The sequence below is a fragment of the Paenarthrobacter sp. NPDC089988 genome (assembly GCF_044748465.1).
Lineage (GTDB): Bacteria > Actinomycetota > Actinomycetes > Actinomycetales > Micrococcaceae > Arthrobacter.
The window spans coordinates 35,631-55,683 of record NZ_JBIVGD010000005.1; the positions used below are offsets into that span (position 1 = coordinate 35,631).

General features: G+C 63.7%; 18 protein-coding genes. 7 read left to right on the forward strand and 11 right to left on the reverse strand.

All coding sequences use genetic code 11. The annotated features are described in order from the left end of the window. Positions 1-26: 26 nt before the first annotated feature. The gene (locus ACIPV6_RS08360) at positions 27-1,229 is read right to left on the reverse strand and encodes a TIGR03364 family FAD-dependent oxidoreductase (RefSeq protein ID WP_400270429.1); all 1,203 of its coding nucleotides are present in this window, start codon (positions 1,227-1,229) and stop codon (positions 27-29) included. Positions 1,230-1,393: 164 nt separating this feature from the next. Here ACIPV6_RS08360 and ACIPV6_RS08365 point away from each other — a divergent pair, with 164 nt between their 5' ends. Genes ACIPV6_RS08365 through ACIPV6_RS08375 form a run of 3 tightly spaced genes read left to right on the forward strand, consistent with a single transcriptional unit; the run spans position 1,394 to position 3,340 of the window. Then, complete coding sequence (locus ACIPV6_RS08365) at positions 1,394-2,176, forward strand: GntR family transcriptional regulator (protein WP_400270430.1); 783 nt, start codon at positions 1,394-1,396, stop codon at positions 2,174-2,176. Continuing rightward, positions 2,173-2,868: a phosphonatase-like hydrolase gene (locus tag ACIPV6_RS08370; protein ID WP_400270431.1), complete on the forward strand. Its 696-nt coding sequence runs from the start codon at positions 2,173-2,175 to the stop codon at positions 2,866-2,868. The genes ACIPV6_RS08365 and ACIPV6_RS08370 overlap by 4 nt, the downstream gene beginning before the upstream one ends. A 37-nt stretch (positions 2,869-2,905) precedes the next feature. Next, positions 2,906-3,340, forward strand: coding sequence for a DoxX family protein (locus ACIPV6_RS08375; protein WP_400270432.1), 435 nt, complete (start codon positions 2,906-2,908; stop codon positions 3,338-3,340). 59 nt (positions 3,341-3,399) lie between these two features. Here ACIPV6_RS08375 and ACIPV6_RS08380 read toward each other — a convergent pair whose 3' ends face one another. Both ACIPV6_RS08380 and ACIPV6_RS08385 read right to left on the reverse strand, forming a co-directional pair. After that, complete coding sequence (locus ACIPV6_RS08380) at positions 3,400-4,470, reverse strand: Gfo/Idh/MocA family protein (RefSeq protein WP_400270433.1); 1,071 nt, start codon at positions 4,468-4,470, stop codon at positions 3,400-3,402. Between the two features lie 13 nt (positions 4,471-4,483). After that, entirely contained in the window at positions 4,484-5,149 is a 666-nt protein-coding gene (locus ACIPV6_RS08385; protein ID WP_400270434.1) for a hypothetical protein, read from the reverse strand. A gap of 254 nt (positions 5,150-5,403) precedes the next feature. Between ACIPV6_RS08385 and ACIPV6_RS08390 the strand changes: the two genes are divergently transcribed. The 3 genes from ACIPV6_RS08390 to ACIPV6_RS08400 are packed head-to-tail and all read left to right on the forward strand — an operon-like array spanning position 5,404 to position 8,395. Next, positions 5,404-6,486, forward strand: coding sequence for a hypothetical protein (locus ACIPV6_RS08390; RefSeq protein ID WP_400270435.1), 1,083 nt, complete (start codon positions 5,404-5,406; stop codon positions 6,484-6,486). 2 nt (positions 6,487-6,488) lie between these two features. After that, the gene (locus ACIPV6_RS08395) at positions 6,489-7,217 is read left to right on the forward strand and encodes an ABC transporter ATP-binding protein (protein WP_400270436.1); all 729 of its coding nucleotides are present in this window, start codon (positions 6,489-6,491) and stop codon (positions 7,215-7,217) included. Continuing rightward, positions 7,214-8,395, forward strand: coding sequence for an ABC transporter permease (locus ACIPV6_RS08400; RefSeq protein ID WP_400270437.1), 1,182 nt, complete (start codon positions 7,214-7,216; stop codon positions 8,393-8,395). Before ACIPV6_RS08395 ends, ACIPV6_RS08400 begins: the two co-directional genes overlap by 4 nt. Here ACIPV6_RS08400 and ACIPV6_RS08405 read toward each other — a convergent pair. The 6 genes from ACIPV6_RS08405 to ACIPV6_RS08430 all read right to left on the reverse strand — a co-directional run bounded on the left by ACIPV6_RS08405 (position 8,373) and on the right by ACIPV6_RS08430 (position 16,093). Continuing rightward, positions 8,373-9,065 carry an ABC transporter ATP-binding protein gene (locus ACIPV6_RS08405; protein WP_397325371.1) on the reverse strand — a complete coding sequence of 231 codons (693 nt, stop codon included), beginning with the start codon at positions 9,063-9,065 and terminating at the stop codon, positions 8,373-8,375. The two genes, ACIPV6_RS08400 and ACIPV6_RS08405, sit on opposite strands and share 23 nt — an antisense overlap. A gap of 2 nt (positions 9,066-9,067) precedes the next feature. Further along, complete coding sequence (locus tag ACIPV6_RS08410; protein WP_400270438.1) at positions 9,068-10,513, reverse strand: ABC transporter permease; 1,446 nt, start codon at positions 10,511-10,513, stop codon at positions 9,068-9,070. 226 nt (positions 10,514-10,739) lie between these two features. Continuing rightward, positions 10,740-11,837, reverse strand: coding sequence for a substrate-binding domain-containing protein (locus ACIPV6_RS08415; RefSeq protein ID WP_400270439.1), 1,098 nt, complete (start codon positions 11,835-11,837; stop codon positions 10,740-10,742). 65 nt (positions 11,838-11,902) lie between these two features. Next, positions 11,903-13,171: a multiple monosaccharide ABC transporter permease gene (mmsB, locus tag ACIPV6_RS08420; protein ID WP_397325374.1), complete on the reverse strand. Its 1,269-nt coding sequence runs from the start codon at positions 13,169-13,171 to the stop codon at positions 11,903-11,905. Positions 13,172-13,216: 45 nt separating this feature from the next. Continuing rightward, positions 13,217-14,773, reverse strand: coding sequence for a multiple monosaccharide ABC transporter ATP-binding protein (gene mmsA, locus ACIPV6_RS08425; protein WP_400270440.1), 1,557 nt, complete (start codon positions 14,771-14,773; stop codon positions 13,217-13,219). A 129-nt stretch (positions 14,774-14,902) separates the two neighbouring features. After that, complete coding sequence (locus ACIPV6_RS08430) at positions 14,903-16,093, reverse strand: ROK family transcriptional regulator (RefSeq protein WP_400270441.1); 1,191 nt, start codon at positions 16,091-16,093, stop codon at positions 14,903-14,905. Between the two features lie 320 nt (positions 16,094-16,413). On the opposite strand from ACIPV6_RS08430, the gene ACIPV6_RS08435 reads away from it, so the two are divergent. Further along, a complete protein-coding gene (locus tag ACIPV6_RS08435; protein ID WP_400270442.1) occupies positions 16,414-17,244 on the forward strand; it encodes a nitrilase-related carbon-nitrogen hydrolase in 831 nt (276 codons plus the stop codon). On the opposite strand, the gene ACIPV6_RS08440 is transcribed toward ACIPV6_RS08435, so the two are convergent. Together ACIPV6_RS08440 and alr are read right to left on the reverse strand one after the other, a co-directional pair. Continuing rightward, positions 17,241-18,830 (reverse strand): PucR family transcriptional regulator, encoded by a 1,590-nt coding sequence (locus ACIPV6_RS08440; protein WP_400270443.1) that lies wholly within the window; start codon positions 18,828-18,830, stop codon positions 17,241-17,243. The genes ACIPV6_RS08435 and ACIPV6_RS08440 overlap by 4 nt on opposite strands. Next, positions 18,820-20,052, reverse strand: a complete 1,233-nt coding sequence (gene alr / locus ACIPV6_RS08445) for an alanine racemase (RefSeq protein WP_400270444.1) — start codon at positions 20,050-20,052, stop codon at positions 18,820-18,822. The genes ACIPV6_RS08440 and alr overlap by 11 nt, the downstream gene beginning before the upstream one ends. Between the last annotated feature and the right edge of the window lies 1 nt (position 20,053).

Genomic DNA, 20,053 nt, shown 5'->3' on the forward strand with positions numbered 1-20,053 from the left:
ATTCCTTGGATGCGAGGGGGAGGGGTTCAGGTCAAGCGGGAAACGTTGCGGTGGGCGAGCCCGAAGGACAGGGTCATGCCCACACCCGAGGTCACGGACACCACCGTGACGCCGGGCTGGATGTCCCTGACCAAAATGGGGGCGACATCAGAGGACGCGTAGACGCCCTGCCAGCGCTGGACGATGTCCAGCGGCAGGCCGATCCTCGCCTCGATGTCTTTGTTGAGGGCAGCAGTCACCGATTCGTCCAGGAAGGGGTCGGCGGTGAGGTAGTAGTGGTGCGAATCGCCCAGGATCACTGAGCCGTCGGGGCGTTGCGTGAACATGACGTTTGCTCCGATCTCCAGCAGTTCAGGTTGTGCCGCCTGCACCTCGTCGCGGAGCGCTGCTGCGGCCGGCATCTCCGTGAATGCGGGGTAACGCAGCATTGAGGTGGCCGTCAGGACTGCCGGTGTCACTTCCAATCCGGACGGCTTGGCGGCAAGGGACATCTGAAGGGCGCAGCGCTGGATCCTGTGCTCGGCGGCGAGGTCAGGGAACAGGTAATCGACATCGTGCCCGACGCACACAAAAACCTGCTTGGCCGTGAACCCACCGCGCGAGGTGTGCACCGTGGTTGCGTCGGCTTGCGGGTTGAAGGCAAGCGCGGAAGTGTTCCAGTGAAGTTCGACGCCGGGCTGCCGGCTTAGCCAGTCGGCCAACCGTGCGACTGTGGTGCGGGGGTCGACGCGGAGATCGTCCCGGAGGAAGGCGCCGCCCACGAGGCCCGGCCATGCACCTTGGTGGGTGCCGCCGTCGTGCGTTTCTTCCTCGGCGTCACGTCCGGCACCCAAGCGGGCCCGGGTCTCCTGGGGAGAGAGAAGCTCCACCTGTCCCGGTTCCCGCGCAGACGAGAGTTCGCGGAGCACCGCCAACTCGGCCTCGGTGTGGGCCAGCACCACCGCGCCGGATTCGACGGCCCAGAAGCCGGCACGCTCAGCGAACTCGAGCCAATACTTCCGCGAAGTCTGGGCGAGTTGGTACAGCTCGCCGGACTGGGCGGTGATGCAGCAGTGGCCGAAGTTCCGGACGGAGGCGCCGGCGGCGTGGTGGTCACGCTCGATGATGGTCACGGTCAGGCCGTTGGCCACCGCGTGCGCTGCGTGTGCCAGACCAACGATTCCCGCGCCTACTACGAGGACATCGGTGGGTTGGCTGGGGATGGTGGGGGAGGAGCTTGGGTTGTTCACACCAACGACTCTGGCCGTCCGCTGAGGGGTAAATCAAGCCAGAATGCCACTTGTATATACAAGTTAATCTGAATTTAAGATCTGTTCACCCGAGTTCACCGTGAATTCATCTCCAGAGCTGGTAAAACGGCGATCTTGCCGAGAGCGACTTGTATGATCAACTGGTGACCGCACAACAAAACGCCCCCCTCCACGTCAGGCTCAGCGAAGAATTCATGCGCCGGATCGCGGATGGTGACTGGCCTCCCGGATTCCAGCTGCCCAGCGAGGCGGAACTGTGCCGTGAGTTCGGAACGTCCCGCGGGCCAATCCGCCAGGCGCTCGCGTTCCTTCGTTCGGAAGGTGCAGTGACGGGCGGGCGGGGAAGGCCGCCGATGGTCCGTTCGTCGGTACCGTCGCAGTCGTTCTCCACGTTCAATTCCTTCACGGAATGGGCGACCGGCATCGGTAAGACACCTGGCCAGCGGACCCTCGAAGTGGCCCGTCGCGAGGCCAGCCCGGAAGCCGCCGAGGCCTTGAACCTGGTCCCGGGAACCACCGTGGTGGAGGTCCTGCGCGTCCGCTACTTGGACCAGGTCCCTGCCATGATCGAGCGCACCACGTTCGTCCTGGAGGTTGGCCGCAAACTGTTCGACTTCGATACTGATTCCGGCTCCATCTTCGCGTTCCTCAAGGAACAGGGCGTGGACCTGCATAGTGCCCGCCACACGATTGACGCCGTTGCTGCGAACGACGAGGACGCTGAACTGCTGGAGCAGCCAGAAGGCATTCCGTTGCTGCGCGAACGCCGTATCACCCGCTCCGCCGACGGCCAGCCCCTGGAGTACTCCGAGGACCGCTACCTCCCGTCGCTCACCAATTTCACCATCGACAACACCGTGGAACGCAGGGCCGCCCTGGTCCGCATCCACACCGACCCGCAATCCACCCAAGGAGTTAACCCATGATCGAGCTTGTTGCCTGCGATATGGCCGGCACAACCATCGACGAACACGGCGACGTTTACGTTGCGCTGGCCCGTTGCGTCGAGGAAACCGGCGTGTCCACCACGCCCGAAGCCGTCCAGGAGTGGATGGGCGCAGACAAAGTGGAAGCCATTACCGCCCTGATCCAGGCCGGCGGAGGAGTCGCCACTCCCGAGACGGTGGCGGCTGCCTTTACCCGGTTCAAGGAACTCTTGGTGGAGTTCTACGCTGCCAACCCGCCGGTCGCCTTGGAAGGCGTGGAAGAGGCGTTCCGCACGCTGCGCGGACAGGGCGTCAAAGTAGCACTCACCACAGGCTTCTCCCGCGATGTCGCCGAGCCACTCCTGGCCGGCCTTGGCTGGAGCGTTGCTGCTCCGGGCACCGAGGCGGGCGACCCCGGCAAGGTGCTTGACGCCGTCGTATGCTCTGACGAAGTAGCCGCCGGTCGGCCCGCACCGCACATGATCCACCGCGCCATGGAACGCACCGGAGTGCAGGATGTCCGGTCCGTCATCGCCGCGGGTGACACGGTCAACGACCTCGCCGCAGCCAACAATGCCGGCGTCGTGGCGGTGGGTGTCCTCACGGGCAAACTGGACCGTGAGGCACTCGCCGCGCACCCGCACCACCACATCCTGGACGGCGTGAAGGACATCCCGGCGCTGCTCAGCTAGTTTGGTGAGCGGCCGTGGCCATGGAAGATTGGAACGCGTGAAATTCCTTCACCCGTCTCCCAAGTCCTCCTCCCGCGGCGTCACCATCCTTCGCGTGGTGTTCGGCGCGCTGCTCATGGTGCATGGCTTCCAGAAATTCATGGCCGGCCACGCCGCCTTTGCCGCCTCCGTGGCTGCCATGGGCGTCCAGAAGCCGGACGTCATCGCCTGGTTGGTCATCGCCGGCGAACTGGGTCTGGGCGCGCTGCTGGTCCTCGGTGCCCTCACCCGCGTGGCTGGTTTTTTGGCGGCGATCCTGTTCGCGTCGATCTGGTTCGTGACCGAAGCAGGAAAGCCGTTGCTCACGGATGCCTCCGGAGTGACGGCTGAGCTGCTGATCGTCTACTTTGCGATCTCGGTGTCGTTCATCTTCCTGGGACCGGGAGCCTTGTCCCTGGACCGCAAGCTGGCGCGGCAACCGGCCAAGCGTTAACGCGCCTGGGTTAAATCACGACGGCGGCACTCACCGGGTGCGCGCCGGTCGCCTGCGCCTTAGCGCGCGTCGTTAGGGTACCGGATTCCCAACTGGGAACGCACGCCGTCAAACAAACGCATCACGTTGATGGAGTCCTCCAGCGGCATGGTGGAGCTCTCGGTCAGGCCCTGCTGGATGCAGCGCGTCACTTCGCGGAGTTCGTACGTGTAGCCGATTCCCACGACGTCGAAGCGTTCGTGACGCGGCTCATCCCAGCCCACCCGGATCACGAGTTCGCGCGGGTTGTTCACCGAGCCCACGGTTTGAATGTAACCCAGGCCTCCGGCAACCGTTGCTGTCCGGGGCCCGTGGGCCATCAAGGACGACGTGAGCTGGGCCTGCGCTCCGGAGTCATAACCGAGGGTCAGGGCGTTCTGGGTGTCCACGCCGTCCTCGTTAAGCGAGCCGATAGCTGTCACCGATTGCGGGAAGCCCAGCGTTCCGAGCGCCCAAAGCAGCGGGTACACCGTGATGTCCAGGAGTGCTCCGCCGCCATCGTTCAATGCCCAGATCCGGGCCGCGGGATCGTAGGGCGCAGGGAATCCGAGGTCCGCGCTGACCCATTGGATCTGTCCGATTTGCCCCGACGCAGCGATGGAGAACGCCCGCTGCATGCTCGGCAGGAACCGGCTCCACACTGCTTCCATGAAGAAGACGTTGTGCTCCCGCGCCAGGCGGACAAGTTCGGTGGCCTCGCGGGCATTGATGGTGAGGGCCTTTTCGCACAGGACGTGCTTGCCCGCACGCATCGCGGCCGAGGCGATCTGGAAGTGCTGGGCATGGGGAGTGGCTACATAGACCACATTCACCCCGGGATCGTCGAACAAGCGCTGGTAGCCGGGCACGCCGTCGTCGTCCCCGTAGCCCTTGGCGAACCCCAGGTTCCGCGCGAAAGCGTCCGCAGCTGCCTGGGTCCGCGAACTCACTGCGTACAACTCCGCGTCCTCAAGCAAGGACAGGTCCTGCGACACACTGTTGGCGATGTTCCCGGTGGACACCACACCCCACCGAAGCCGCTTACCAGTGGCAACCCGCGGATCCTGGTTGGTCTGGGAGAAGAGCCACGGCTTGGCGATAGGGAGAGTCATGCCAGCAATCCTCTCAGAAGCTGTTGCGCCCGTGCATGATTGCATCTTGTTTACGTTCAAGGACAGCCGCGACGCGACTACATCCGTCCATGATCGCTGTGGCGTCGACGTGAATGTAGCCAGCGATACGTGAGATATCTGTACGAATTGTTTCCAACGGCATTTTGAATATCGGCTCGTGGTGGGCGATGCGATTGCGCATCTCGCGGATTTGGGTTAGGTCGGCAAAAAGCACCTTGCGTTTGAGTGCAACGGCTTCCGGAAAGGCTTTCATCAGCCTCGGTTGCCAGAATGCCGTTTCGTAGCTGAGAAATGGATGCCGGGGGATCCCTTTGTCGAGGAAACGGGTCCAGAAGCCAAACGGCAGGGCTGCAACTATTTGACCTGGACTTGGCGTCACAATCTTGCGCGCGAGTTTCGCGATGGTCTCGTCCAGAATCGCCCGGTGGCTATCCATGAGATGGGTGCTCGGGAGGTCCCACCACGTTTCCGGACGGCCCTTCGACAATGCGTTGTGCATTGCATTTCTGAGAGCAACTTCCAAGACGCTAAGGGGACCCCAAAAGGCGGACGACACCTCAATGTTCCATGCATAAAGCCGTGCTGCCAGATGGTGGTTGCCGCGATAGTGTCGTAGGTATGTCTGGAACCGAGGGGCGCTGATCAGCTGCTCAAGCATCCAATTGCGCCTACGTCCATGGCCCCTCTCGGTGGTTAAATAGAATTGCCCCAGGAGTCCGGCATTTCTGCCGAATAGTCACTGGGGCGTGTACCTGACCAGTCTTGCACGGGTCCCGCGACCGATCAAACCCGGCGACACGGTAAGCAGCCTGTTCATCCTTTCGAATGACCGGGGGTGTCTGTGGCTTCGCCTAGGCTGGAGCAATCATCCCTCGCAGAGGTTCTGTGGGGAGTTACCGAAATGGAGCAGGGATGGGTGTTTTTCGGCGCGTCATTTTGCCGGTTGCCTGGTTGTTGGTTTTCGCAATTATCGCCGTGGCTTTGGTCAAGATCGCCTTCATTGATGGACTCAAGTCCACAGCTTCGCAGCCGGCTCCGTTGGCCGAAGTGGACATTCCGATGGTCCCGGCCACGCGGGCCACCGTCACCAACACCGTTCAGGTCAAGGGCACCGTTCAAAGCAACGCCGCCGATCCCGTCCGCAGCACCGCTGCAGGCAAAGTGGTCAAAGTCTTTGCTGAACAGGGCTCAACGGTGGAGAAAGGCACGCCGCTCTTCCAGGTCAAAGCGGAACGAGCAGTGACAAATCCGCAGGTGTCCAAGGATGGTACGCCGCCAAAGCCCGTGTACGACTACTTCGACGTCCTCGCGCCAAGCGGCGGCACGCTGCAATCCTTGACAACGCTGATCGACCAGCAAGTCACCGTCGGCGAAACGGTCGGCAAGGTGGACCCGGGCACGTACGTCGTCTCGGGTTCCGTGACCGCAGCCCAGCAATACCGCCTGCTGGGCAAGCCGGGTCCGGCGGAGATCGCTTTGGTGGGTGGTCCGGCGCCCTTCCAGTGCACCGAAGTGTCGCTCAAGAACAACGCGTCCGACGACGGCGGCACAGGCTCGGGCGGTTTGTCCGGCTCTGGCGGGGGTGCCGGAATGGGGGTCGGCGCGGCGATCGCTGGACCAGGTTCCAGCGGCCAGTCGCAGGAGGACAGCACTCCCACCGGCACACTGAGCTGCGCTGTTCCCGCCGACCAGGAAGTCTTCGCCGGCCTCGGTGCCACCATGACCGTCAGCGCAGGAGTGGCGACCGACGTCGTCACTGTTCCCTTGACGTCGGTGAAGGGCAGTGTGAAGGACGGCATCGTCTGGACGTCCAGTGCCGCCGGAGGAGCTCCTGAACAGCGGAAGGTAGAGCTCGGCTTGAACGACGGGTCTGTGGTTGAGGTGGTGTCCGGACTGACTGAAGGCGAACAGGTGCTCGAGTTCGTTCCCGGCGCTCCCGCCGTCCAGGGCCCGATGATGGGTCCGGGGCCAGTGACACAGATCCAAGCAGGCTAGGTATGGAGTCTCCGAACCACAACGAAACACTGGTCAGTCTTCGAGAGGTGACCCGCTCGGTCAAGCTGCCAGACGGGCACCTGCTGCAGATCCTCCGGGGCGTGGATCTTGAAATACAAAGCGGGGACCACACCGCGATCGTCGGCAGGTCCGGCTGCGGCAAGTCGACGCTGCTCAACCTCCTGGGCCTTCTGGACGTGCCCACATCCGGTGAGCTCGAGTTCCTTGGGCAGCCCGCAGAAAGCCTGGGCGGCAACGCCCGGTCGAGGCTGCGCGGATCCACCGTGGGATTCGTGTTCCAGCAATTCAACCTGCTGCCCGGCCGGAGCGCCCTGGACAACGTGATCACACCGCTCCTGTACGCCAAGGGCAAGGAGTTCTGGCGTCGCCGGGAGATCGCCATGGACATGTTGGACCGGGTGGGCCTCGCTGCCCGGGCCAACACCATGCCCAACATGCTCTCCGGAGGTGAGCAGCAGCGCGTGGCCATCGCCCGGGCACTGGTCCGGAAGCCCCGGCTGATCCTCGCCGACGAACCCACCGGAGCGTTGGACGTGGAAACCGGACAGTCAGTCATGGCTTTGCTGGACACCGTCGCCACGGAATCCGCGGCGGCACTCGTCACCATCACCCATGACGTCAACGTGGCCGCCCTGGCCCGCGCTTGCTACCGCTTGGACACCGGCGTCCTCAGTCCCATGGCGCTCGCGGAAGCAGGAGTACCCGCATGACCGGCTTTGTATCCACTCTGGTGGAAGCGTGGCAGGAACTCCGCATCAACAAAGTGCGCATCCTCCTGGCACTCCTTGGTGTTGCCCTTTCCGTAGCAGCCCTGACGTCCGTTGTTGGCCTGGGCAACCTGGCCCGGGAAGGCTACAAGGAGCAATCCGAACGGAACGGAGGGCGTGCCGCAACGTTGTCCCTGGTTGTGTATGGCCCCACAATGCCCGATCCTGCGGAAGTGGAAAAGGCCTACCAAGGCATCCAGCAGCGCTATGGAATCACCACGTCCACCCACGTGGGCCGGACCCAGGCACGCTTCCAATTTCCCCGCGGGGTCACGAACGTGGACATGACCATCGTGGACGTGGGCTACGGCGTCATCCACCGCGTCCCCCTGCTGATGGGAAGCTGGTTCGCTGCCGATGACGACCAAAGGATGGCACCCGCCGTCGTGGTTTCCGAAGCCTTCTACAACCAGGCCGGCCGCCCCAACCTGACAACCCAACCAACGGTTTCCATCCCGGGCGACCAGCCGGCAACGGCGGTGATCATCGGCGTCGTTCCCGACGTCTGGCCGGAGACGCCGCCCGCCGCATTCATCCTGACCAAAGGTGCGGCCATGGCCGGTATGGCACCTGAAATGTCCGAGTTCAAGGTTTGGGTGGGCGAGGAACAAGCGGATGCGCTGAGCGCCGCGATCTCCGCCGACCTCCAGGGTCAGTTCCCCGGGTACTCCGCCCAAGCCAGCCGGATGGACTACGCCGCCCACGGAGATCCGCTGGCCCCGGTGCAGTTGGTGGTGGGCGGCGTTGCAGGCCTTGTGCTCTTGCTTGGTGCTGTGGGGATGCTGAACATTTCCATGGTCACCGTGCGCTACCGCGTCCGGGAGATCGGCATCCGGCGCAGCTTCGGGGCCACCTCTGGCCGCATCTTCTTCGGGGTCATGATGGAGTCCGTGGTGGCCACCGCAGTTGCCGGCCTGGCCGGGGTGATGGTGGCAATCGCAGTGGTAAAGAACCCCTGGATCGAATCGAAGGTGGCGCCGGGCCTGTCCGAGCACCCGGCGTTCCCCATCGAAGCCGCCCTCCTCGGTTTCGGGGCGGCCGTCCTGGTAGGCGCACTCGCAGGAGCGATTCCCGCGCTCGTCGCCGTGCGCGTGAAGGTTATTGACGCGATCCGGTTTTGAGTTCCTCCGTCAGGCGCCCTTGCTGAAGCCGGAAGCGTCGATCCGTCTTCTGCGCCAGGGAGCGGTCGTGGGTCACTACCAGGATGGTGGTGTTGTGGTCACGGCTCAATGAGCTCAGCAACTGGATGATGTGCTCACCGGTCTGTTCGTCGAGGTTACCTGTGGGCTCGTCAGCCAGGATCAGCTTGGGTTCGTTGGCCAGCGCGCGGGCGATGGCCACACGCTGCTGCTCACCACCGGAAAGGCGGTTGGTCCGGCGGGAGTGCTTCTCCGGATCCAACTGGACCTGCTCCAGGAGTTCCTTGGCCCGCTGGAGCCGCGCCGACTTCCGGACCCCGGCAAACTCCATGGGCAGCATCACGTTGTCCACCGCGCTGAGGTTGGGGATCAGGTTGAACTGCTGGAACACGAAGCCGATGTCCTGGCGGCGGTACTCGGTGAGCTTGCCGTCCGGAAGGCCGGCGAGGCTCACGCCATCCACCACCACGTCTCCGGACGTGGGCTTGTCCAGCGCACCCAGGAGCGACAACAGGGTGCTCTTTCCGCTGCCGCTCTTGCCAACGATCGAGGCCAACGAGCCCTTCTCCAGCTCGAAACTGACGCCGTTGACCGGCTTGATGGTCCGGTCTCCGGACTTGAACTGACGGACCAGGTCCTTGACTACGATCACGGCTATTCTCCTCGGAGTACTTCGATGGGACGGATACGGGCGGTCAGCAACGCGGGAACCAACGCTCCGATGATGGCGACGGCGAACACCGCGGCGATGCCTGCAGCAAGGACGCCGGGGGAGACGCTCGCCGTGACGGAGGTCAGCAACTGGTTGGCTCCGCCGAACGGACCTCCTTGGCCGCCGAAGCCGCCACCACCGGGAACGCCGCCGTTGGCTGCTGCCCCGGCCAAGCCGCCGCCGCGCTGGTTGGTGGTTGCCGCCGTCGTGCTTGTATTGGAACTGATCAGCGCGGAAGCGATGCCGCCGCTCGCAAACGACGCGATGGCTGCGCCAACCACGCTGCCCAAGGCGACCAGTACCAGCGACTCGAGCACGAACTGGAGGCCAATCGTGCGGTTGCGGGCACCGATGGCCTTGAGGACGCCGATTTCCCGGCGCCGTTCGCGGACCAGCATTACCATGATGAGAAGGATGATGAGCCCGGCGGTTGCGAGGGCTGCGATGAACGCAACCAGGGAGATGTTCTTGACGCTGTCCAGGGAGCTGACGGCGGTTTCAAGGTTGCGCTGGCCCTGCGTGACGTCGGCCTTGTCCGTGCCGAGTGCACTCTGCAGTGCGGTCTTGGTGCTGTCCACGTTTTCCATGCTGTTGACCGTGACGATCATGGTGGAGAGTTCATCAGGTGTTTCGGCCAGCGTCTGGGCCTCCGGGAGCGTCACATAGACGGCGTTGTTGCCGAACGTGGTTCCGGCGTCGAACAAGCCTGCCACGGTGAAGGTCTTGTCCTGGATGGTGAAGGTGGAGCCAACCGTCAGGCTGTTCTTTTCGGCCAGGGTGGTTCCAACGATCGCCTTGGCTTCGGTCGCGGTGTAGTCGCCCAGGCCGGTGCCGCTGGTGATGTCCAGCGCCTTGCCGGTGCTGTCCACCTCGGCGCCGATGCCCGTGGCAGTGATGGGAAGAGTGCGGGCGGGCTGCGTGGTAGTGCTGCCCGTGCTTCCTGTGGTTCCGCTCGCGTTGTTTCGGTTGCCAAGCGTCCCGGCGTCGACGGCGGCTGTCAGGCTGGTGGTGACCGTCGTGGCCTGCTGGCCACCTGGGCCGCCGAATCCGCCTTGTTGACTGGTGCTTGTGGTGCCTGTGGTAGCTGTCTGCAGCCGGAGCGCCTTCGTCCCGACGACGGACGCGACGTTCGTGACGCCGGCTGCGGTTTGCGCCTGCGCCGAGGTAAGCGGTTCGCCGCCGCCCTCGAAGCCCTGCCCGCCGGCCGGGTTCACCGTGAGGGTGGTGCCCACCGAAGCGTTGAGCTCCTGGACCTTGGCACCCACGGCCTGGTTGGCCACGAGCATGGCCAGGGCCAAACCAATGGCGACGGCCAGGACGGCAACCACAGCCGCCGTTCTGATTTTGTTGCGGAAGGCATTGCCTACGCTTCGGGCAAGGACGCTCACGTTTCTCCTTTGGACCTGCATGGGCCGCGGACGGCCTCGGCCCGCTGGACGCCGGCCGCAGATCCAACCTTCGTTAAGGCGGCTGTGCAGGAAGCCAGCCGAAGCTATGCGTGGGCTGTGAAGAATCCCGGCGCAGCAAAAAGCCCCGGCGCAGCAAAAAGCCCCGGCTCAGCAAAAAGCCCCAGCCCGCCTTGTGGGCGGACCGGGGCTCCGGTGGTGCGGGGTGCTACTTGGTGATCGGGCCGAGTACCGGATCGTCCACGTAAGCGGTCTTGACGTTCTCTGCGGTCACGATCTGCGGAGGCAGGAGGTACGCGGGGACGGTCTTGACGCCGTTCTTGTACGAATCCTTGTCGTTGATCTCCAGTTCCTTGCCGGCCTGCAGGTCCTTCACCATGGTGATGGCGTGCTCAACCAGCTTGCGGGTGTCCTTGTTGATGGTGGAGTACTGCTCGCCTGCCATGATGGACTTGACGGACTCAACCTCGGAGTCCTGGCCCGTCACGACGGGGAGCGGCTTGCCAGCGGCCTTGACGGAGGTCAGGACTGCACGTGCCAGCGTGTCATTCGGGGAGAGGACGCCGTCCAGGGATGCGCTGCCGTAGCTGCCGGTGAGCAGCGTGTCAGCACGGCGCTGGGCGTTTTCAGCCTTCCAGCCCTGGGTAACAGCCTGTTCGAATGCGGTCTGGCCGGACAGCACCTTGAGGGTACCGTCGTCGATCTTCGGCTTCAGGACGCTCATTGCACCGTCGAAGAAGACCTTGGCGTTGGCATCATCCGGAGAACCTGCAAACAGTTCGATGTTGTACGGGCCGCTCGGCTTCTTGGCCTTCAGTCCGTCCAGCAGGGCCTGGCCCTGGAGCTCACCGACCTTGAAGTTGTCGTAGGCCACGTAGTAGTCCACGTTCTCGGTGTTCAGGAGCAGGCGGTCGTACGCGATGACCGTTGCGCCGGAGTCCTTGGCCTGCTTGAGCTGCGTACCCAGCTGCGCGCCGTCGATCGCACCGACGATGATCACCTTGGCACCCTTGGTGACCATGGCGCTGATCTGGTTCTGCTGCTCGGAAACGCCGCCGTTGGCGAACTGGACGTCGGCCTTGAAACCGGCGCCGGTGAGGCCGTCGTTGAACAGCTTCTCCGCGAGGACCCAGTTCTCACTGGTCTTCTGCGGAAGTGCGACGCCGATCAGCGAGTCCTTGGGGAACGCTTCCCCGCCAGCTGTGCTGCTGCTTGAGCCGCTGTCAGTGCGGCCGCAGGCCGTCAGCGCCAGTGCCGCGATGGCAGCTACTGCTGCTGCCTTTCCTGCTTTACCAAACATTCGCATATCTTGGTTCACTTTCTGTGTGGGTGGGGTGGAGCGAGTTCTCTGGGGTTTGTGACCGGGTAGGGTCAGGCTTCCTTGGAGATGACCTCTTTGGTGGAAGTGGTCTCGTCCGGTTTGATCTCGTTGTTGCGCTGGAAGTTCTTCATCAGCAGGCCCGTGATGGACCGCTTGCCCTGGGTCTTGTTGTAGACATCGAAGGCGACGGCGGCCAGGAGCACGAGGCCCTTGATGATCTGGGTAAGGTCGGCGCCGACGCCCAGCAGCTGAAGGCCGTTGTTCAGGACAGCCATGACCAGGCCACCTACGATCGAGCCGATCACGGTACCGACGCCACCGGTGACGGCTGCGCCACCAATGAACACAGCCGCGATGGCGTCCAGTTCCCAACCAACGCCGTCGAACGGACCCGATGCCGTGGAGCGGCCCACGAAGATCATGCCGGCCAGGCCTGCCAGGACGGACATGTTCATCATGACCAGGAAGTTGACCTTCTTGGACTGCACACCGGAGAGTTCGGCTGCGTGGCGGTTGCCACCCACGGCGTAGACGTGGCGGCCGATGACGGTCTTGTCAGCGATGAAGCCGTAGATCAGGACCAGGACCGCGAGGATCAGGCCGGGGATGGGGAACGAGGTTCCGGGGCGGCCGGTGGCGAAGAGGTACGTGGCGTAGAGGATGGCACCGCAGATGAGGACCAGCTTGGTTACTTCAACCCAGAGTTCGGGAACGTCAGCACCCAAGGCCTTGTTGGCGGCGCGGGCACGCAAGGACATGACCACCACGAACGCAGCTGCCAGGATGCCGATCAGGAGCGTCAGGTTGTTGAAGCCCGTGTTGGGACCGATTTCCGGGAGGTAGCCGGATCCGAGGTACTGGAAGTCGTTGGGAACCGGGATGGTGTTGGACTTGCCGACAAACTGGTTGAAACCACGGAACAGGAGCATGCCGGCCAGCGTGACAATGAAGGCCGGGATGCCAACATACGCCGTCCAGAAGCCCTGCCAGGCACCGATCACGCCGCCGAGCACCAGCCCAAAGAGCACGCCCATGTACCAGGGGATGCCCCAGTCGCGGATGGCCAGGGCCACGGAAACACCCACGAAGGCGGCCACGGAACCCACGGACAGGTCGATGTGTCCGGCGATGATTACCAGCACCATGCCGATGGCCAGGATCAGGATGTAGGAGTTGCCGTTGAACAGGTTGATCACGTTGCCAGGGGTCAGCGTGCGGCCCTGCGTGAAGATCTGGAAGAAGACGATAAGTGCCACCAGGGCGAAAATCATGCCGAACTGGCGGGTATTGCCACCAAAGAGCTTCTTGAGCGCGTTCATTGTTTTGGTCCTTGGGTCAGGAAAGGGCGTTTCTGGGCCACTGGGTCAGGCTGTCTTGCGGTTGGAGGTCATGAGCTTCATCAGGCTCTCCTGGCTGGCTTCGTCCTTGTTCAGCACGCCGGTGATGGAGCCTTCGAAGATGGTGTAGATGCGGTCAGAGAGGCCCAGGAGCTCGGGGAGCTCCGAGGAGATCACAATGACTCCCTTGCCCTGGTTGGCCAGCCGCTGGATGATGCCGTAGATCTCGTACTTGGCTCCGACGTCGATGCCTCGGGTCGGTTCGTCCAGGATCAGGAGGTCCGGGTCGGTGAACATCCACTTGGCCAGCACCACTTTTTGCTGGTTCCCACCGGAAAGCTTGGCGACGCCTTCCTCAACTGATGGGGTCTTGGTCCGCAGCGACTTGCGGTACTCCTCGGCAACCTGGAATTCCTTGCGGGTGTCCACCACGGTGTAGTTGCTGATCTTGTCCAACGCCGCAGCTACGGTGGTGGTCTTGATGTCGTCCAGCAGGTTCAGGCCCAGGGACTTGCGGTCCTCCGTGACGTAACCCAGGCCGGCGTCGATAGCCTGGCGGACGGTTCTCAAGTGGACCGGTTTGCCGTCCTTGTAGACCTCGCCCGAAATGAAGCGTCCATACGAGTGGCCGAACAGGGACCGTGCCAGCTCCGTGCGGCCGGCACCCATGAGCCCGGCGAAGCCAACAATTTCGCCGCGACGGACGAAGAAGTTGGAACCCTTGCAGATCAAGCGGTCCTGGATGGCCGGGTGGCCCACTGTCCAGTTCTTGACCTCGAAGAAGACCTCGCCGATGTTCGGCTCGTGGTCCGGGAAACGGGACTCCAGCGTCCGGCCCACCATGCCCTTGATGATCCGGTCCTCATCCACGCCGTCCCGTTTGACGTTGAGCGTTTCGATGGACTTGCCGTCGCGGATGATGGTGATCTCGTCCGCGATCTGCTCGATCTCGTTGAGCTTGTGGGAAATGATGATGGACGTGATGCCCTTGCCCTTGAGGCCGAGGATCAGGTCCAGCAAGTGCTGGGAGTCCGATTCGTTCAGCGCCGCGGTGGGCTCGTCCAGGATCAGGAGTTTCACGGACTTGTTCAGGGCCTTGGCGATCTCCACCAATTGTTGCTTGCCCACGCCGATTTCCTTGATGGGGGTGTCAGGGTCTTCGCGCAGGCCCACGCGGGCCAGCAGCTCGACCGAACGGCGGCGTGCTTCGGCCCAGTCAATGACTCCCCACTTGGTGGGTTCGTTGCCCAGGAAGATGTTTTCCATAATGGACAGTTCCGGGATCAGCGCCAGTTCCTGGTGGATGATCACGATGCCGGCGGCTTCGCTTGCACGGATGTCCTTGAACTGCTGCGTTTCGGCTTGGTACACGATGTCGCCGGTGTAGCTTCCGTACCCGTAGACGCCGGACAGGACCTTCATGAGGGTGGACTTGCCCGCCCCGTTTTCGCCACAGATGGCGTGGATTTCGCCTGCCTTTACCCGCAGGCTCACATTCGACAAGGCCTTCACGCCGGGGAATTCCTTCGTGATCGAACGCATCTCCAAGAGGATGGGATCACCTTGCGTGTCGAGGGTTGTCATCAGCCCTTACGCCTCCAATGCATGACTTCGTTGTCGGCCCCGCGGCAGCGGAGCTTTCTGATGAAAAAGTAAACTGGATCACCCGTCTTGTCGTCAAGACTTGAACACAAGAACCAGCTAACGATTTCGTTACTTCGCGGTAATACCTGCGTGTTGGAACACCAGAGCGGCTGCTCCAAGGGCTTCGGCATGCGCGCCAAGGGAGGACATGGCAAGGTGTGTCGTCTCGCCCACAACCGGCACTGCATGCCTGACCAAGCCCCGCCGGATGGGATCAAGCAGGAGGTCTCCGAGGCCCGCCAAGGGTCCGCCCACCACGATCACTTCAGGGTTGATGAGGTTCGCGACATTGCCGAGTGCCCTGCCCACGGCAAGGCCGGCATCGTCCACGACGCGCTGGGTCGCAGAGTCTCCTGCAAGGCAATTCCGGACGATGTCCTGGGGCGTCAGCAGGGTGTCCTGCCCGCGGCCCAGAAGTTCGATCATGGTGGTGGTGGAAGCAATGGTTTCAAGGCATCCGCGATTCCCGCAACGGCACACCAGTCCATGTTCGTGGATGGTCGCATGGCCGATTTCGCCCGTGATTCCCACATTGCCGTAGTACGGAATCCCGTTGAGGATCAGCCCGGCGCCAATACCGGATCCCACCTTGAGGAACATCAGGTTGGAGACACCACTGTGGGGTCCCCACGTCACTTCCGACAGGGCTCCAAGGTTGGCGTCATTGTCAACAAAGACGGGGCAATTGAGGGCTTCCTCCAGTCTGTGAAGGATGTCGATGCCTACCCATTCGGGGAGGATCGCACCTTGCGCGACGGTGCCGGATCTGCGGTCGATCGGACCCGGGATGCCTGCTCCGGCGCCCACTACGGCACTGGGATCGATGCTGTTTTCCTCCAACAGCCTGGACAGCAGCCGAACGGCGGCGGCGATGCCCTCCTCGGCCTGGTGGCCCAGGGGAAGTTCGATGAATTCCTCGGCGATCACGTGGTAGCCCAGTGAGGCCAAAACCACCCGCAGGTGGCGGCGGCCAAAGTCGATTCCGACGGCGACGGCACCGTTGCTGTTGAGCCTCACGTTCGTGGCCCGGCGGCCGGAGCTGGTGGTCGGTTCCGTTGAGACCAGGCCGGCGTCCTGCATGATCTTGACGATGTTGGAGACCGTGGCCGTGGACAGGCCGGTCTGCCGTGAAAGTTCCGCCTGCGTTGATGGCCCACTTAACAGGCACTCGATGATCCGCTGCTGGTTCAAGTGGCGCAGGGCGGACTGCGAGCCTGGTTTTCTCGGGTGGCTCTTCGTTGAGCGCTGTGTAGCGGGCATGACAAGAAGAGTGCCCCATGTGACGGCTTGCAGTCAAGAAGTGAACACAAGGTGTGGCGGTTGACCGACATACTCCAACACAAGTTGACGCTGTACGTACCCGTTGTGGGGCCCGCCAAGCGCCCCAAGTCGAGTCTTTGGGGCGTAAAGCAGGCCCCGCATCGCAGGAAGTTCCCCGCACCGGCGTGCGATGCGCCCTGTTTTCCAAATGTCCGGGTCCAAATGTCCCAGCCGCCAAGGGCCCAGCCCTGCCTACGCTGGAAGAACGAAGCCTTCCCGAGCCACGAGCACCGGGATCCCGGAAAACCAAGGTGGTAATGATGCTGCTCTCAGTCCTGCAGGCCAACGCGTCCGTCCTGGACGTGGACGCCAACCTTCGGACCATCGAAGACGCGGCAGGGCGTGCCGCGCAGGCCGGCGCAGCCATATTGCTCACGGCCGAGCTTTTCCCCGTTGGCTACGCGCCGCTGCGGATCCACGCCGAACTCGACCCCCAAACCCTCCCCGCTATCCGCCAGCGCTTGGCGGACATCGTGCGGACGCACGGGATCGGTTTGGTCTACAGCCTCCCGGCACCTGCCCAGGAAATGCCCGACGACGGCGCGCAGCCCACTGGCGTTGAAGAGCGCTGGCATATCTCGGCTACTTTGCTGGACGCCACGGGCGCAGAACTTCTCACGTACAACAAGGTCCACCTCTTTGGCGGGGACGAACACAAGGCGTTCGTCGGCGCCACGGAACCTCCCGCCGTCGCGGTCTTCAATGGAATCCGCACCTCGATGCTGATCTGCTACGACGTTGAGTTCCCCGAGGCTGTCCGGGCGGCCGCAAGCCGAGGCGCTGAGCTGCTGCTTGTGCCCACGGCGCTGTCCGCGGGCTTCGACAATGTGCCGCAGGTCCTCATCCGGGCGCGGGCACTCGAGAGCCAACTCAACGTCGCCTATGCCAACCATTGCGGGCACGAGGACATCTACAACTTCCTGGGCGGCAGCGTCGTTGCGGGTCCGGACGGTTCGCTGCTCGCCGCGGCGGGGGAAGGCGCTGCGCTGCTGTTCGCCGAGGTGGGCACCGACACCGTCAAAGCAGCCCGGGCCGACGTTCCGTACCTGAAGGAACGCCGCCCGGACCTGTACGCGAAGTGGGAGCTTTAGGCCTCAACCAGCGAATCCACATACTGCAACGCGATCCACAGCTCCGCACGAACCTGCGCCGCATTGAGGTCCAGCTCCAGCAGTTCGCCGATCACACCGACCTGCCGCCGCACGCTGTTCCTGTGCAGGCCGAGCAGTTTGGCGGAGGCGTCCCAACTGCCGTTCTCCGTGAGCCAACCGCGCAGCACCGTCAGCAGGGGATCGCGACGTTCCGGTTCCAAGGCAAGCAAGGGAGCAAGCACACGTGAAGCCAGCATGGCGCCCGCGTCCCTGCCAAGCAGCCCCGTCACGGACCACGTCACCTCATCCACGCGTGCGCTCACGCCGGTTGAAAGCACGCGGGCACGCAGCGTGTTGACGCGTTGGTAGGCTGCGGCCAGTCCGTTGAGCTCGGTAGGTTCGCCGATCACCAGTCGCCAGCCGAGCTTCTCCACATCGGCGAGCAGCGAGTCATCCACGCGCAGGCGGGTGATGGCGGTGAAGCCGTAGTCCGTGATTTCCACGAGCTTGGTGTCGAACAGGCGCCGCCACTGGAGCAATTCCCGCACGGGCCCATCGTCCACGGAGCCATCGACTTTGATGCCTTGGACCACCCGCATCTGGCCGGATCGCGTGGAGGAGAGGCTCTGGGCCAGCAGGTCTTTCAAACCGTTGAGGTGCTTGGTCCCGCCCGAAGCCAAGGACTCCGGATGGAGCAGCATGGCGGTCGCCAACTGGCTGGGTGCCAGGGATCCACTGGTCCGCTGCCGCACCAGCAACTCCAGCAAGCCCACCGCCGACTGCACCACGTTGTTCTGCGCAGGCGTCAGCGGCACATCCGAACCCAGGATCAGGGCCCCGAGGTTGGCGTCCTTGGTGCTGCGCAGCGGATGGCCGAACACCAGCGCGGACCCCGCTTCCTCAAAGCCATCCATCTCCACGCGCGGCCCGCTTCCGGACAGCAAGCGTTCCAGCATGGGTGCCAGCAAGGAATGCTCGACGCCGGTGCTGCCGCCGGCGCTGTTGCCGCGGGCTCGGACACGCCCGTCCGCACCCACAAGAACCGCCCACACTGGAACCCGCTGGACCAACGCCGCGAGCAGTTCGTGCTCCGGCCGGGGGGAGAGCACGGCCCGCATGAGCTGCCGGTTGGTGTCGGCGAGCTGCCGGAAGACCCGGGCGTTGTCCGTTTCGAGGAGCTGCGAAAACGACAGCCCGATCGCCGCAAACGGCAGGGACTCCGGAACCTCGAACAGGGTGAGGTTGTGAGTGCGGCAAGCCTTTACCAGAACGTCGGGAACGGCGTCGAAATAGGGCCTGATGCCGAAGCCCAGCGCGGCGACCTTGGCCCCCACCAGGCGTCTGACATAGGCGTCCACCTTAGCCGCCGAGCCACCCTTCCCCAGGAAGGGCAACCCCGCGGTGAGCAGGAATTCGCCCTCCGGCAGGTATGGAGTTGGATCCTCGAGCTCACTCGGTTCCACCCATCGCAGCAGCGAGGCGCCGCTGCCGCCGTCGTGAAGCATCTTCAACTCCGGCGGCAGCTGCTCCAGGAACTGCTCAAGCGTGACGAAACTCAGGCGGGCGCTCGCGGGCTCAGGCAACATGGCCCTGCCCGGCGTCTGCCGGCTCCTGGTAGTCGGGGCATTCGAAGGCGCTCGTTTGATAAGCCCGGGGGAGGCGGGGCGCGATCCGGTTGATGATCTCGTCACCATGGCTGCCTATCGCGGCTCCCCAGTCGTCGGCGCTCGCTGCCCCGCTGGCCGGATCACCAAACAGCACAGCGGTGTCACCGACGTCGATGCCCGTGGCCTCCGGACCCAGGTCCACCATGAACTGGTCCATGCAGACCTTGCCGATCACGGGTACACGACGACCGGCGATGTTCACCACGGAGCGCCCGCTGATGCCTTTCGGGATCCCGTCCGCATAGCCGAGCGGGATCAGCCCGAGATACCTGGGTTCGTACGTGATGGCCTGGTGTTCGTAGCTGACGCCCGTGCCGGCCGGAACTTTCTTGACCATGACCAGCGGCGCGGTGACACTCAGGGCGGGTCGCAGTCCGAAGTCCGCCGGGTCCAGGTGGTCGGCGGGTGCCAGGCCGTAGATTGCCAGCCCTGCTCGGACCATGTCGAAGTGGAATTCCGGCCGGTCCAGGATGTTGGCGGAGCTGGAAACGTGCCTCAGTTCAGGGGAGAGCCCGGCGTCCCGTGCCTGCCGAACGGCGTCCTCGAACTCTGCCACGGCCGCTGCGTTGCCCGGATGCGCCGGGACATCCGCCCAGGCCAGATGGGTCCAGACGCCGCGGACCCGCAGGGTCCCGTCCACTTCTGCTTGGCGTGCCCTGGCCACGAGTTCGGACCAATCCTCCTTGCGTGCGCCGCCGCGGCTGAGGCCGCTGTCGAGTTCCAGATGTACGACGGCGGGACGGCCCAAGCGGCCGGCGATGCCTTCCAGCACCTCCAGTTGATGGACGCTTCCCAAGGAGACATCGACGTCGTTTTCCAGCGCTTCGAGGATAGTGGCGCTGGTCTGGGATGCCAGATAGAGCCACGAAAGAATCGGGACCGTGATTCCCGCTTGGCGCAGGGAAATGGCTTCGGAAAGTTGGGCCGTACCGAGCCAATCGGCTCCTGCTTCGACAGCCGTTCGGGCGACTTCCACGAGACCGTGGCCGTAGGCATTGCCCTTGACCACGGCCATGAAGGACGGCGCTTCGGTGCGCTTCTTCAGGAGTTTGATGTTGTCTGAAATCGCAGACAGATCGACGGTGACCTGGCCGGAAAGGACCGCCGGAGTGGGCGATGATTGATGTGCATTACGTCTCATG